A 13,765-nucleotide genomic window follows, 5' to 3' on the forward strand; every position below is an offset into this window, starting at 1 on the left:
CGGCCGTGCTCCTGACTGCGCTCCTGCCTCCGCTGCTCGCCGACGCCGACATCGCCCGTACCGTTCGCGCCGCCTCCTCCCGCTCGCGCACCGACCGCAGCCTCGTCGTCGCCCCGGGCGCCCGGCCCGCCGTCCTGGCCGCCATGGCCCTGGGGGAGGAGGGCGTCCAGAGGGTCGCCGGCGGCGACGCGCCGGCGACCGGCTCCGCCGAGGTCTCCGGCACGCCCCTGCTCGTCGTCACCGCCACCGGCCGCGAGGCCGAGGAGACCGCCCTGGCCCTGCGCAGCTACCTGCCGGCCGACGACGTCGCCGTCATGCCCGCCTGGGAGACCCTGCCCCACGAGCGTCTCTCGCCGCGCGCCGACACTGTCGCCCAGCGCCTGTCCGTCCTGCGCCGCCTGGCCCACCCCGAGGAGGGTGGGGCGATCCGTGTCCTCATCGTTCCCGTGCGTGCCCTGTTGGCCCCCGTCATCGCCGGGCTCGGCGAGCTTGAGCCCGTTCAGCTGGCCCCCGGTCTGACCGTCGGCCTGGAGGAGACCGCCCGCCGCCTGGAGGCCGCCGCCTACACGCGCGTCGACATGGTCGAGTCCCGCGGCGAGTACGCCGTGCGCGGCGGCATCCTCGACGTCTTCCCGCCCTCCGAGCCCCGGCCGGTGCGCGTGGACTTCTTCGGCGATGAGATCGACGAGGTCTCCTCCTTCGCCGTCGCCGACCAGCGCACCATCGAGACGCTGGGCGCCGTGACCGCCACCGCCTGCCGCGAGCTGGTCCTCACCGACGCGGTGCGCGAGCGCGCCGCCGCCCTGGTCGACGCCGTCCCCGGCGCCGCCGACATGCTGGAGAAGATCAGTCAGGGCATCGCCGTGGAGGGCATGGAGTCCCTCGCCCCGGTGCTGGTCGAGGCGATGGTCCCGCTGCTCGACCTCGTCGGCGACCGGCTCACGGTGCTGCTGGAGCCCGAGCGGGTGCGCAAGCGCGCCGAGGACCTGACCGCCACCACCACCGAGTTCCTCGCTGCCGCCTGGACCTCAGCGGCCTCCGGCGGCACAGTCCCCGTCGACCTGTCCGCCGCCGCCTTCGCCCACCTGGCCGAGGCCCGAGCCCTGGCCCTGTCCTCCAACCGCGGCTGGTGGTCCTTCACCGCCCTGGCCGCCGGCCCCGAGACCACCCGACTGGACCTCAGCGACCCCCACACCTACCGCGGCGAGCTCGAGCGGGCCGTGGCCGACCTGGGCCGGCTGGCCCGCCAGGGCTGGACCGTCGTCGTGGCTACCGACGGTCCCGGACCCGGCCGGCGCATGGCCCAGCTCCTGGGCGACGGCGACGTCCCCGCCCGCATCGTCGACCAGCTCTCGGAGGTCGGCGAGCTCGGCCGCGACGGCGACTGGGCCCCCGACCCGGCCACCCCTGCCGAGGACACGGTCGACGAGACCGATGCCGATGGATCGGCCGGCGCCCCGACGGCGGGCCCCGGCGACGGCGTCGTGCGCGTCACCCAGGCCAGCGCCGGCCATGGCTTCCTCGCCGAGGGCCTGCGCCTGGCACTCATCGCCGAGTCCGACCTCACCGGGCGGGCCTCGGCAGGCCCCCGCGAGCGCCGCAGTCTGCCGGCCCGCCGCGCCCGCCGCTCCGTGGACCCCCTGTCCCTGCACGCCGGGGACCTTGTGGTTCATGCCCAGCACGGGGTGGGGCGCTTCATCGAGCTGAGCCGGCGCACTGTGGGTGGGGCCCGCTCCTCGGCCACCCGCGAGTACCTCGTCATCGAGTACGCCCCCTCCAAGCGCGGCCAGCCCGGCGACCGACTCCTGGTGCCGACCGACGCCCTGGACCAGGTCACCAAGTACGTCGGCGGCGACAGCCCCGCCCTGAGCAAGATGGGCGGCGCCGACTGGGCCAAGACCAAGTCCAAGGCCCGCAAGGCCGTGCGCGAGATCGCCGGCGAGCTCGTGCGCCTCTACGCCGCCCGCGCCGCCACCACCGGTCACGCCTTCAGCCCCGACACCCCCTGGCAGACTGAGCTGGAGGAGGCCTTCCCCTACACCGAGACCCCCGACCAGCTCTCCACCATCGACGAGGTCAAGGCCGACATGGAGAAGGCCCAGCCCATGGACCGCCTCGTGTGCGGCGACGTCGGCTACGGCAAGACCGAGATCGCCGTGCGCGCCGCCTTCAAGGCCGTCCAGGACGGCAAGCAGGTCGCGGTCCTGGTGCCCACGACCCTGCTGGTGAGCCAGCACGCCGAGACCTTCACCGAGCGTTACGCCGGCTTCCCGGTGACCGTGGGGGCCCTGTCCCGCTTCCAGGATGCCGCCGAGTCCGCCAAGGTGCTCGAGGGCCTGGAGAAGGGGAGTGTCGACGTCGTCGTCGGCACCCACCGTCTCATCACCGGCCAGGTGAAGTTCAAGGACCTGGGCCTGGTCATCATCGATGAGGAGCAGCGCTTCGGGGTGGAGCACAAGGAGACCCTCAAGGCGCTGCGCACCAACGTGGATGTCCTGTCCATGTCCGCCACCCCGATCCCGCGCACCCTGGAGATGGCGGTCACCGGCCTGCGCGAGATGTCTACCCTGGCGACCCCGCCCGAGGACCGCCACCCGATCCTGACCTACGTGGGCGCTTACGAGACCAAGCAGGTCTCCGCCGCGATCCGCCGTGAGCTGCTGCGCGAAGGGCAGGTGTTCTTCGTCCACAACCGGGTCGAGGACATTGACGCCACCGCCGCGCGCCTGGCCGAGCTGGTGCCCGAGGCGCGCGTGGCCACCGCCCACGGGCAGATGAACGAGCACCAGCTCGAGGCCGTCATCGACTCCTTCTGGCGCAAGGAGACCGACGTGCTTGTGTGCACCACGATCGTGGAGACCGGGCTGGACGTGTCCAACGCCAACACCCTCATCGTGGACCGTGCCGACCGCATGGGCCTGTCCCAGCTCCACCAGCTGCGCGGGCGCGTGGGGCGCGGCCGGGAGCGGGCCTACGCCTACTTCCTCTACCCCTCGGACAAGCCGCTGACCGAGACGGCCCTGGAGCGCCTGCGCACCATCGCCACCAACACGGATCTCGGGGCCGGGATGCAGGTGGCCATGAAGGACCTGGAGATCCGCGGCTCGGGCAACCTGCTCGGCGGCGAGCAGTCCGGGCACATCGCCGGGGTCGGCTTCGATTTGTACGTGCGCATGGTGTCCGAGGCCGTGGCCGCCTACAAGAAGGCCCTGGCCCGCTCCGGGAAGGCCGGGGCCGACGTGATCGGCTTTGAGGAGGGCGACGAGGAGGACGTCGAGCTGCGCATCGAGCTGCCCGTGGACGCCACCGTCCCCGAGGACTACATCCCCCACGAGCGCCTGCGCCTGGAGGCGTACACGAAGTTCGCGGCGGCGCGCTCGGGGGAGCAGGTCGACGACGTCCTGGAGGAGCTGGCCGACCGCTACGGGCCCGTGCCTGAGGCGACCTCCCGCCTGGCGGCGCTGGCACGCCTGCGGGCCCTGGCCGCCGAGCTGGGGGTGCGCGAGATCGTCGCCCAGGGCAAGTCGGTGCGCTTTGCCCCGGTGGACCTGCCCGAGTCGGCGCGTATGAAGGTCACCCGCCTCTACCCGGGCACCGTGCTGAAGCCGGCCACGCGCACCATCGTGGTGCCTGCCCCGGGCACCAACCGCATGGGCGGGGCGGCCCTGTCCGGCGAGGAGGTCGTGCGGTGGGCCGAGGTGCTCCTGCGCGCCGTCGTCCAGGGCGACGCCTCCTACGAGACCGAGGCCACCACCTACCGCAAACGCCGCTGACGCACGTGCTAATAACAAGGGGAGCTTGATCGCCTCAACCGGTGATCCGGCCGTCCTGCATGGTCAGGACCCGGTCGCAGGCCTCAGCCACCCGTGGATCGTGCGTGGCGATGATGAGGCTGCCGCCGTGACGAGTGCTCTGGGAGATGAGCAGTGACGTGACCTCCAGGGCGGTGGTGGAGTCCAGCGACGCCGTGGGCTCATCGGCCAGGATGCAGCGCGGCCGGTTGACCAAGGCCCGCGCGACGGCCACACGCTGCCGCTCCCCGCCCGAGAGCCGCGGGGGTGTGGTCGCCTCGGCCCAGCCGATCCCGACGTCGGCCAGGGCCTGTCTGGCCCGCTCGTGCCTGACCCTGCGCCTGGTGCGGGGCCTGCTGTACTCCAGGGGAAGGGAGACGTTCGCCAGCACGCTCAGATGGTCGATGACCGCGCCGCTCTGAGGGATGAGGCCCAGTAAGCGGTTACGGGTCCGGGCTCGCCCATCCGGGCTGGAGGGAGCGGGGACGCCGCCAACGAGGACGCTTCCGGAGGTCGGTGGGATCGTCAGTGCCAGTACGCCCAGCAGGGTTGACTTGCCGCACCCGGAGGGCCCCATCACCGCTACCGACTCGGATCGGCCGATGGCAAGTGACACCGAGTCGAGTGCGTGGACCGGCTGACCGCCACGGTGGTAATCGACGCTGACCTCGATCAGCTCCAAGGCCCCCGTCATCGGACTGTCCCGGATCGCGCGAACTCGAATCGCACACGGCGGACTGTCGTCATGAGAAAGACCAGGTAGATGATGATGAGGGTGCTCCCGGCTGCCGCTGCGGCGCCCCTCAACAGAGTGCTGGCCGCCAAGGCAAGAAGCGTCAGAGCCGGAAGCACCAGCATGGTGACGGCCAGGAAGGCCGCCAGGCGTATGGTGAGCTGAGCCGACGTCGCGCCATAGAGATGACGCAGCAGCAGGTCGGCTCGTTCGCGTCGCAGCACCGACCGAATGGAGGCGCTGTAGGCGATGGAGACCAGGGCAGTCAGTCCCAGCAAGCCGACGCCGTGCATGGCAGCCCACACCACCAGCTTGCGGAAGCGCTCGGGCTGATCGGCGGCCAACCGGTGCGGAACCAGGGCGAGCCGATCCTGCCTGGCAGCCGTGAGGAACTGCTCGGTGTCGTCGTCGGTGGCGGAGAGCAGAACCGTGCGCCACACGGCCTCCTCCTGCTCGGTGCTATCCAGGTGATCCAGGCTCGAGGGCGGCAGCGCGATCAGCACCGACCTGTCCAGGTCGATTCCCACCGCAGCGGGGTCGAAGAGCGAGGCCGACGACGGCGTTCTGCCTGCCACCGGCACGCTGCGACCTCCGACGTGCAGCGGTCCGTCCACAGGATGGGGGACCTGACCCCCAACCATGGCGCAGGGTGCCGGAGAGCAGAGCCTGGCTCCGGTCATGGCGTTTTGAGCGGCCTGCCCGACGACGATCACCACTGGATTGCCTCCGGCGAAGGAAGAGTCGTCGACCTCCACGTTGCCGAGGATCATCGTGTAAGCGGAGCCTGAGGCGATGCGATCACCCAGGTCCTCCATCAAACCAGTACTCGGATCGTTGTCCAGATCCCCGAGGTAGTAGGGCGTGAAGGTGGTGGCATCGAGCTCGCGCAGACGCTGGGCCGCCATGACCACTGACGACTGGGTCATCACCTCGGCCAGTGTCATGGTGAGGATGGCGCTGACCAGCGTAAACATGAGAGCGATACCCGCGGCGCTCCCACGGTGGCGCCATGCGGCCCCCAGAGCGCCCGCGATCTCGGTGTGGATCATGCTCCGACACCTCTGAGCTCGAGATGCAACCAGATGGCGAAGGTGATCCGGCGTGCCATCCACAGCACGGCTCCGCCCACCACCGCCCCCACGGCCAGAACCTCCAGCTCCGGCAGTGCGGGAGGAGCCTGAGCCACCAACGCCGTCGCAGCGCCTGCTCCCAACGCACCGACTGCGGTCCCCGCGATGACCCGAAGCAGCTCCCGGCCACAGCGCTCGCGGACCAGTGCCGCCTCGGTGGCGCCGATCAGGCGACGCAGCCGGATCTCTCCGCGTTGCTCAGGCAGTGACAGTGCCAAGGACATGACGGCGCAGACGATCCCCAGAGCGGCGAACAGTGCGGCCATGGCCACTGTTGAGTCGCGCACCAGGGACACCAGTGCCGGTTGCCGCCGGGTGCTCTCGACTGTCAGCCCGGACTCCTCCAGCACAGAGCTGACACGTGCGATCAAGGCCGGGTCCGTGGTCCCCAGGAGCATCTGCCCGGTGCCCAACGGCGCGTTACCAAGCGGTTCCACAAACTGAAGGCTGCTGGTTGACGGCGTGACTCCCGGGACGCTCACGGTGCCGAGTACGGTGCGTCCGGCAGGTGCCAGCGGAGCTTGTCCACGTGCCCTCCACACAGTGCCCGAATAGGTCCCGCGGATCACAAAGAGACCGTGGCGCGAATCGGTATTCAGTGGGCCGGCCCAGTCGATGCGCTGCTTGGGATCGAGGACCACGAGGATGGGGTCACCATCGCCTTGGGAGGTCTTCACCGTACTGACGCCCTCCTCAGTGAGAAGTGCCCGCAGTCGCCGGGCGGCCGTGAGCTGCTGTTCCTCGGTTGCGGAGCGAGCCGAGCTGGACAGCGTGAGGGTCGTCGTCGGCCCAGGTATGCCGTAGGTAGCGGTTGACCGGGTCTGACCCCACCACAGCACCGCCAGAGCCAGAAAGGCAACCAGCATCCCGTAGGCGACTGACAGTGCCCCGTCTGCCGATCTGCCGGCGCGAGGGAGGAATCTGTCCCTTGCGCTCGCCAGTCGGGGAGCGGACGGGCTGCGATCCTCACAGCCGGTGACTCTGGTGGGTGGGCTGATGAGCGAGTACCTCCTTGACGGCCGCCCCGCATGCTGACGGGCAGGTGGCAGACGTGGGATGAGAGCGCGGCCGGTCAGTCGTTCTGTCTACCTTATCTCACCTATATCTACGGTGCCGTGCCGATCCCGCCCGCGCAACCGCTGGTCACTGCACGAGGGCCGGGGGCTACTGGGGGAGGGATGGGTCTACTCCACGTAGCTGGGGCCATCGTGCAGTACGCACAACCCTCATCCAGTAGATCCCCGCCCTCGTGGAGTAGACCGACCTTCGTGCAGCACGTGTGCAGGATGTCCGGAACCGCGCCGGTGGGCTGCGGCGGATCGGCTGCGTGCGTCGTCGCAGGCGGAACGGTAGGGTCGGGGGCAGAAATGTTGTGACACCATGTCGCCCTCCGGCGTCGTCCCCTTCCAGGAGCAGACCGTGACCCGAAGCCTTGCCGTACGCACGCGCGTCCTCGCCGCCAGCGCTGCACTCCTCCTTGCCGTCGGGGTGCTCGCCGGCTGCTCTGACCACCCCGGTCAGGTGGCCGACATGCACTACACCGGCCTGGACGGGGCCCGCCACTCCGTGGTCGTCAGTGAGAAGGACGTCGACGTCGTCGTCAAGGAACTGGACTCCGCACTCGGCCGGGAAACCCTGGAGCGTCAGGGCGTGAACCGGCCTCAGATCGCGGGACTCCTCGTTCAGGCCCCCGCCATGGTGGAGGTCGGCCAGGCCCACGGAGTGACCGTCACTGACGCGCAGACCGTGCAGTGGTCCAAGGAGCGCCTGGGCTTCGAGCCCCGCCAGGCGGCAACGATCACCTATCTGCGGGCGATTGTCCTGTCGGGCAAGTACCAGGAGCTCGCTCAGCAGGGGCAGCAGGGGCAGGCCGTGATCAGCGAGCTGCAGAAGCTCTACGGCACGCTCGACGGCGACGTCTCCCCGCGCTACTCCAACAAGGCTCAGACCTGGTTGACCCAGACTGATCCCCGTCTGGAAGCGGGCAACAACCCCTTCGGAGGTGGCCTGCAGCAAGCCCCTCAGCAGGATGGTGGCCAGCAGCAGGCGCCCCAGCAACAGCAGGGTGGAGGCCAGCAGCAGGCCCCGCAGCAACAGCAGCAGCCTCAGCAACAGGCTCCTCAGCAGGGCGGCCAGCAGCCCGCCGACTCCGGCCAGACCGACGGGCAGGGCCAGACCGGTCAGGCCGACGGTGCTGCCGGCGAGGGCGCCCAGGGCGCCGAGCAGCCCGAGACCAGCGGCCAGTAGGGCCGTACAGGGCCCCCAGGACGACGGCGGAACCCAGGGACCGCCGTCGTCCAATGTTTCTCGCCGGGCGTGAACACTGTGCAATCCTCAGGACCATGGCCCTCGTGGTGGGGGAGTCGGCCCGCTAGGCTGATCCCGCATTCGGCAGTCGCGCGCGAGCGTGCCCGACGCCGACGACCGCATCACGATCCCCTCAGCAAGGAGCACCAAGTGGCCCTCATCGAGAACGTTCACGCCCGCGAGATCCTCGACTCCCGTGGCAACCCGACCCTCGAGGTCGAGATCCTCCTGGAGGACGGTGCTTCCGCTCGCGCCGCCGTCCCCTCGGGCGCCTCCACCGGTGCCTTCGAGGCCGTTGAGCTGCGCGACGGCGACAAGGGCCGCTACGGCGGCAAGGGCGTGGAGAAGGCCGTCGACAACGTCAACGACATCATCGCCCCCGAGATCATCGGCTTCGACGCCGCCGACCAGCGTGGCCTCGACCAGCTCATGATCGAGCTCGACGGCACCCCCAACAAGGGCAAGCTCGGCGCCAACGCCATCCTCGGCGTCTCCCTGGCCGCCGCCCAGGCCTCCGCCGAGTCCGCCGGCCTGGACCTGTTCCAGTACGTCGGTGGCCCCAACGCCCACGTCCTGCCCGTGCCCATGATGAACATCCTCAACGGTGGCTCCCACGCCGACTCCAACGTGGACATCCAGGAGTTCATGATCGCCCCCATCGGCGCCCCCACCTTCCGTGAGGCCCTGCGCATGGGTGCCGAGGTCTACCACGCCCTCAAGGCGGTCGTGAAGGAGCGCGGCCTGTCCACCGGCCTGGGCGACGAGGGTGGCTTCGCCCCCAACCTCGACTCCAACCGTGAGGCCCTCGAGCTCATCGTCGAGGCCATTGAGAAGGCCGGCTACAAGCCCGGCAAGGACGTGGCCCTGGCCATGGACGTCGCCTCCTCGGAGTTCTTCGACGAGAAGACCAAGACCTATCAGTTCGAGGGCGAGGCCCGCGACAACGCCTTCATGGTCGACTACTACGAGAAGCTCATCACCGACTTCCCGATCGTCTCCATCGAGGACCCGCTCTCCGAGGACGAGTGGGACGACTGGAAGGCCCTGACCGACAAGATCGGCGACCGGGTCCAGCTCGTCGGTGACGACTTCTTCGTCACTAACCCCGAGCGCCTCGCCAAGGGCATCCAGCTCGGCGCCGCCAACGCCCTGCTGGTCAAGGTCAACCAGATCGGCTCCCTGACCGAGACCCTCGAGGCCGTGGAGATGGCCCACCGCGCCGGCTACAAGTCCATGACCTCCCACCGCTCCGGTGAGACCGAGGACGTCACCATCGCCGACCTGGCCGTGGCCACCAACTCCGGCCAGATCAAGACCGGCGCCCCCGCCCGCGGCGAGCGCGTCAACAAGTACAACCAGCTCCTGCGCATCGAGGAGGCCCTCGGCGACGCCGCGGTCTACGCCGGCGCCGGCGCCTTCCCCCGCTTCCAGGCCTGAGCCTGACGGCGACCTGCCGACGTCGAGCCGCTGACTGACGCGACGCCTCAGCCGCGCCTCGACGACGACGCACCCCACCGCTTCGGGGCAGACGGGTTCTCCCGCCTGCCCCGAAGCGTCGTCTACGGAGCAGTGCCGCAGCATGGCCGGTAGGGGTGGGCCATGACCGAAGCGTGAGCAACGCGCCCGGTGGGGTGCGTCCTCGTGCGGCCCGGGGTGAGGCAGGATGCCGGTATGACTCCACGCCGCCCCTCCTCCAGCCAGTCCGGGACGCGCCGCGTCGCCGGCGGCGCCCGGCCCCGCCAGGTACCGGCCGAGCGGGCGGCATCAGCGGGCGGATCCGGGGCCGGATCGTCCCGCTCCCGGTCCCGGGGCCTGCCGACGGCGGTGCCCGAGCGGACCCTGCCGCCCCGGGTCGTCATCCTGGCGGTCGTGTGCCTGCTGGCCTTCGTCGTCATCTTCACCTCCCTGCGCGCCTACCTGTCCCAGCAGGCCCAGTACGACGCCGTCGTCGACAGGATCAAGGAGGCCTCCGACACCTCCACCACCCTGGAGAACGAGTTGGCCCAGTGGAAGGACGACACCTACGTGCGCTCCCAGGTCCGCGAGCGCCTCGGCTACGTCATGCCCGGCGACACCAGCTACGTCGTCGTCGGCGCCGACTCCATGAAGGAGACCGAAGCCAGTGGTGGGGCCACCCCGGGCTCCCAGGACGCCCCCTGGTACAAGGAGCTCCGGGACTCCTCGCGGGCCGCCGGCCAGGCCGAGAGCACCGCCCCGGCAGGAGCGAAGGACGGGGCGGACGGCAAGACCCTCAACCCCGCCCAGAAGGATCTGCCGACCGGAGAGCCCAGCCAGGCACCCACCGATCCGCCCAAGACCACGCCGAAACCGGCCGCCACCCCGCAGACGAAGGAGACCCCGTGAGCCCCACGCCCCAGACGCAGGAGCCGGTGTCGTCAGCCGACCTCGAGGCCCTGGCCGAGCAGCTGGGGAGAGTGCCGCGCGGAGTCGTCGCCATCGCGGCCCGCTGCGTGTGCGGTCGCCCCACCGTGGTACGCACCGCCCCGCGTCTCGACGATGGAACCCCCTTCCCAACCAGCTACTACCTCACCCACCCGGCCGCCGTGAAGGGCTGCTCCACCCTGGAGGCCGAGCACCTCATGGAGACCTTCAACGCGGACCTGGCTGCCGACGCCGAGCTGGCCGCCGCCTACGCCTCCGCCCACGCCGACTACCTGGCCCGCCGCGCCGAGCTCGGGCAGGTCCCCGAGATCGAGGGTGTCTCCGCCGGCGGCATGCCCACGCGCGTCAAGTGCCTCCACGCCCTGCTCGGGCACACCCTGGCCGCCGGAGCCGGCGTCAACCCCATCGGCGACCGCACGCTGGAGGCCCTGCGCGAGCGCGAACTGTGGGATCCTGAGCGCTGCTCCTGCTGAGCGGCAGGGACGCCCTGCTCCTTCCCTTCCCGACCGAGCCCAGGAGGCCGCCGCTATGACCCGCGTCGCCGCAATCGACTGCGGCACCAACACCATCCGCCTCCTCATCGCCGAGGCCGACCGCGACGACTTCGGGCGCCCCCGCCTGGAGGTGCTGCGCCGCCGCAACGAGATCGTGCGCCTGGGTCAGGGCGTGGACCGCACCGGCCTGCTCGACCCCGAGGCCCTGGAGCGCACCCTGGCCGCCGTGGCCTCCTACGCCGCCGACTGCGCCGAGCTGGGCGTCGCCCCCGGGGGCGACGTGCGGCGCTTCGTGGCCACCTCCGCCACCCGCGATGCCCGCAACCGCGAGGACTTCGTGGCCGGGGTCAGGCGCCTGCTGGGCATTGATCCTGAGGTCGTCAGCGGCCAGGAGGAGGCCCGGCTGTCCTTCACCGGCTCGCTGCTGGGCGCCGGTGAAGACGAGGGCACGCCGGAGTCGGGGGAGCGCGCGCCCGCGCCGCGGCTCGTCGTCGACCTCGGGGGCGGCTCCACCGAGCTGGTCCTGGGCGTGGATGAGCCCAGCGCCGCCATCAGCCTGGACACCGGCAGTGTGCGCATCACCGAGCGCTTCCTGGCGGGCGGCGTCACCCCCGAGGCCGAGGCCGCTGCCCGGGCCGAAGTACGTGGCCTGCTTGATGAGGCCGAGCGGGTCGTCGACCTGTCCGCCCCGGGGAGGCTGGTCGGCCTGGCCGGCACCATCACCACCGTCACCGCCCACGCCCTGGACCTTCAGGCCTTCGACCCGCAGGCCCTGAACGGCGCCGAGCTGAGCCCACAGGCGGTCCTGGTCTCCTGCGAGGCGATCATCCACTCCACGCCCGAGCAGCGCGCCTCCTGGGGCTACCTGGCTCCCGGCCGTCGCGACGTCATCGCCGCCGGCGCCCTCGTGTGGAGCGAGGTCGTCACCCGCGTCATGGAGCGGACCACCGCCGCCGGGCGCCCGTTGCAGAGGGTCACCACCAGCCTCTACGACATCCTCGACGGCATCGCCCTGTCACTCGTGCCCGAGCCGGGGCCGGCCGAAGGGGCCCCGGCGTGAGCGTGACGCCGCTGACCTGGGGCGGACGCAGCATCCCCGGCCCCGGCGGCCTGCCCGCGGTGGCCGTCTCCCTGACCGGGCCGAGCCTCGCCCAGGCGTGGACCCAGGCATGCAGCGCCATCGACGCCGGTGCTGACGTCCTCGAGCTGCGCGTGGACTTACTTGAGGATGCCTGTGCCCTGGCCACCCCCGCCCCACTGGATGCGGCCACGGCTGCCGCCCAGGTCCTGGAGTGCCTGCGGGGACTGGGGGAGGCCATCGACGCCACCGACGGCGCTGATGCCGGAGCCCCGGTGCTGCTCACCTGCCGCACCGCCGCCGAGGGGGGCCGGGCCCAGCTGGACGACACTGCCTACGGCTCCCTCCTGCGCTCCGTCCTCGACGGGCTCGCCGACTGGACGCCCGAGCGCCGCCCGGCCGCCATCGACGTCGAGGTTCAGCGCGGATGCCTGCCTCAGGTCTGCGCGCAGGCCCACGCACTGGGCATCGACGTCGTCGCCTCCTTCCACGACTTCGAGGCCACCCCCACCGATGAGGCCCTCGCTGAGGTCCTGGCCCGCATGGCCCGCGAGGGCGCGGACCTGGCCAAGATCGCCGTGTGGCCCACCGGTGCCGATGATGTTGCCCGCCTCCTGGGCGTGTGCGCGCGGGCCACGGCGGGCGCGGGGGAGGGCACCGGCCTGGGGGTGCCCGTGGCCGCCATGTCCATGGGGGCGCTCGGGGCGGTCAGCCGCGTTGCGCCGGCCTTCGGGTCGGCGCTGACCTTCGCCGTCGTCCCCGACGAGCAGGGACAGGCCCGGGCATCCGCACCCGGCCAGCTCCCGATCCAGGACGTGCGCCGCTGCCTGGAGCTCCTGCGGGCCTGAACGATGTCCGCACCCGCGCGTTCGTAGGGTAGCCCGTGCGTTCGAGGGGTAGAGGGTACGATCCCGGCACCTACAGTACGAACGCGCGGAGCCGGCGGGTTCCGGGCCGTTGTCCTGGGGATGATCCCAGTTCCTCACCCGTTGAGTGCCCACATGGCCGGGGCATGGGGACAAGTGCCCGCCTCCGGCCGCAGTGAGCATGGGCCTCCGGCTGCACGGCGCGAGTAGTCTTCGCTGCACCCGCGGTGTCTTGCGACGGGTCTGGTCGCAGGCGGGAGCGGGAACGAAGGAGGGTGGGCATGGCCGAGTACGGGCGGCGCGGTGTCGTCGGCATGGGGCTCGCCGGCGGGGCGGCACTGGCGCTGGGCGGATGCGCCCCAGCGCAGGAGGACCAGTCGCGGCCGGGGGCGACGCCGACGTCGGATGGCCGTTTCGAGAGCTTTACCGAGTACGTCCCCGTGACGCTGGAGATCCGTACCGATCTGGGACGCCTCGACAGACGCATGCCGGGCGTCACCATCTCCTCGGCCCACTGGGTCATGCAGTACCAGCAGGAGCAACGCGAGGTCCTGCCTCCGCAGGACCGCCCGATATGGATACACGGGGTGATGACGCTCGATCCCGCCGGCAGCCAGGCCCTGGCCGAGGCCTCAACCGGAAAAGCCGATCCGCTCCCCGGTATCTACCCCGACCTGCGCCAGTACGTCCCCGAGGGCAAGGTCTTCACCGCGGTCCCGAAGGAGAAGGCCGATGCGATCCTCGACATCGAGCACATGATGGAGGATGACCCGAGTCGTTTCAATTCTCCCCACTTCGAGACCGAGCGGGTCGCCATCTGCGCTGACGCCAACCTCCTGATCTTCACCGCGACGGAATGGCATACGTGACGGGGCTGAGCTGCTGCAGGCCCGCGGCCCGCGCGGTCGTGGGGTAGGTCGCGAGGTCGTGCCTTCAACCCTCTGTGTTGTCTCATGACTTCTG

At 71.0% G+C, this 13,765-nt stretch carries 11 protein-coding genes; 8 read left to right on the top strand and 3 right to left on the bottom strand.

The window, feature by feature from the left end:
* Positions 1-5 precede the first annotated feature (5 nt).
* Positions 6-3,773 carry a transcription-repair coupling factor gene (mfd, locus tag AXE84_RS06510; protein WP_060957280.1) on the top strand — a complete coding sequence of 1,256 codons (3,768 nt, stop codon included), beginning with the start codon at positions 6-8 and terminating at the stop codon, positions 3,771-3,773.
* Between the two features lie 34 nt (positions 3,774-3,807).
* On the opposite strand, the gene AXE84_RS06515 is transcribed toward mfd, so the two are convergent.
* From AXE84_RS06515 to AXE84_RS13005, 3 genes are read right to left on the bottom strand one after another with little or no spacing between them, the layout of a single operon-like run.
* Entirely contained in the window at positions 3,808-4,485 is a 678-nt protein-coding gene (locus AXE84_RS06515; protein ID WP_060957281.1) for an ABC transporter ATP-binding protein, read from the bottom strand.
* On the bottom strand, positions 4,482-5,573 hold the full coding sequence (locus AXE84_RS06520; protein WP_081093106.1) for a hypothetical protein: 1,092 nt from the start codon (positions 5,571-5,573) through the stop codon (positions 4,482-4,484). Before AXE84_RS06520 ends, AXE84_RS06515 begins: the two co-directional genes overlap by 4 nt.
* Complete coding sequence (locus AXE84_RS13005) at positions 5,570-6,091, bottom strand: hypothetical protein (protein ID WP_167542049.1); 522 nt, start codon at positions 6,089-6,091, stop codon at positions 5,570-5,572. The genes AXE84_RS06520 and AXE84_RS13005 overlap by 4 nt, the downstream gene beginning before the upstream one ends.
* A 943-nt stretch (positions 6,092-7,034) precedes the next feature.
* Between AXE84_RS13005 and AXE84_RS06530 the strand changes: the two genes are divergently transcribed.
* The 7 genes from AXE84_RS06530 (at position 7,035) to AXE84_RS06560 (ending at position 13,671) form a co-directional block, all read left to right on the top strand.
* Positions 7,035-7,901 (top strand): hypothetical protein, encoded by an 867-nt coding sequence (locus AXE84_RS06530; protein ID WP_060957282.1) that lies wholly within the window; start codon positions 7,035-7,037, stop codon positions 7,899-7,901.
* A 210-nt stretch (positions 7,902-8,111) separates the two neighbouring features.
* Complete coding sequence (eno, locus tag AXE84_RS06535) at positions 8,112-9,398, top strand: phosphopyruvate hydratase (RefSeq protein WP_010613885.1); 1,287 nt, start codon at positions 8,112-8,114, stop codon at positions 9,396-9,398.
* A gap of 234 nt (positions 9,399-9,632) precedes the next feature.
* Positions 9,633-10,325, top strand: a complete 693-nt coding sequence (locus AXE84_RS06540) for an FtsB family cell division protein (protein WP_060957283.1) — start codon at positions 9,633-9,635, stop codon at positions 10,323-10,325.
* The gene (locus tag AXE84_RS06545) at positions 10,322-10,837 is read left to right on the top strand and encodes a DUF501 domain-containing protein (RefSeq protein ID WP_060957284.1); all 516 of its coding nucleotides are present in this window, start codon (positions 10,322-10,324) and stop codon (positions 10,835-10,837) included. Before AXE84_RS06540 ends, AXE84_RS06545 begins: the two co-directional genes overlap by 4 nt.
* Positions 10,838-10,892: 55 nt before the next feature.
* Positions 10,893-11,918, top strand: coding sequence for an exopolyphosphatase (locus tag AXE84_RS06550; RefSeq protein WP_060957285.1), 1,026 nt, complete (start codon positions 10,893-10,895; stop codon positions 11,916-11,918).
* Positions 11,915-12,784: a type I 3-dehydroquinate dehydratase gene (locus AXE84_RS06555; RefSeq protein ID WP_060957286.1), complete on the top strand. Its 870-nt coding sequence runs from the start codon at positions 11,915-11,917 to the stop codon at positions 12,782-12,784. The genes AXE84_RS06550 and AXE84_RS06555 overlap by 4 nt, the downstream gene beginning before the upstream one ends.
* A gap of 299 nt (positions 12,785-13,083) precedes the next feature.
* Positions 13,084-13,671 (top strand): hypothetical protein, encoded by a 588-nt coding sequence (locus AXE84_RS06560; RefSeq protein ID WP_060957287.1) that lies wholly within the window; start codon positions 13,084-13,086, stop codon positions 13,669-13,671.
* Positions 13,672-13,765: the final 94 nt, after the last annotated feature.

It is taken from the genome of Actinomyces oris, assembly GCF_001553935.1.
Lineage (GTDB): Bacteria > Actinomycetota > Actinomycetes > Actinomycetales > Actinomycetaceae > Actinomyces > Actinomyces oris_A.

Excerpts from the sequence above, each read along its gene's own strand:
- AXE84_RS06560 (WP_060957287.1), top strand. The coding sequence starts at position 13,084 with ATGGCCGAGTACGGGCGGCGCGGTGTCGTCGGCATGGGGCTCGCCGGC.
- AXE84_RS06550 (WP_060957285.1), top strand. The coding sequence starts at position 10,893 with ATGACCCGCGTCGCCGCAATCGACTGCGGCACCAACACCATCCGCCTC.
- AXE84_RS06520 (WP_081093106.1), bottom strand. The coding sequence starts at position 5,573 with ATGATCCACACCGAGATCGCGGGCGCTCTGGGGGCCGCATGGCGCCAC.
- AXE84_RS06540 (WP_060957283.1), top strand. The coding sequence starts at position 9,633 with ATGACTCCACGCCGCCCCTCCTCCAGCCAGTCCGGGACGCGCCGCGTC.
- AXE84_RS06530 (WP_060957282.1), top strand. The coding sequence starts at position 7,035 with ATGTCGCCCTCCGGCGTCGTCCCCTTCCAGGAGCAGACCGTGACCCGA.
- AXE84_RS06515 (WP_060957281.1), bottom strand. The coding sequence starts at position 4,485 with ATGACGGGGGCCTTGGAGCTGATCGAGGTCAGCGTCGATTACCACCGT.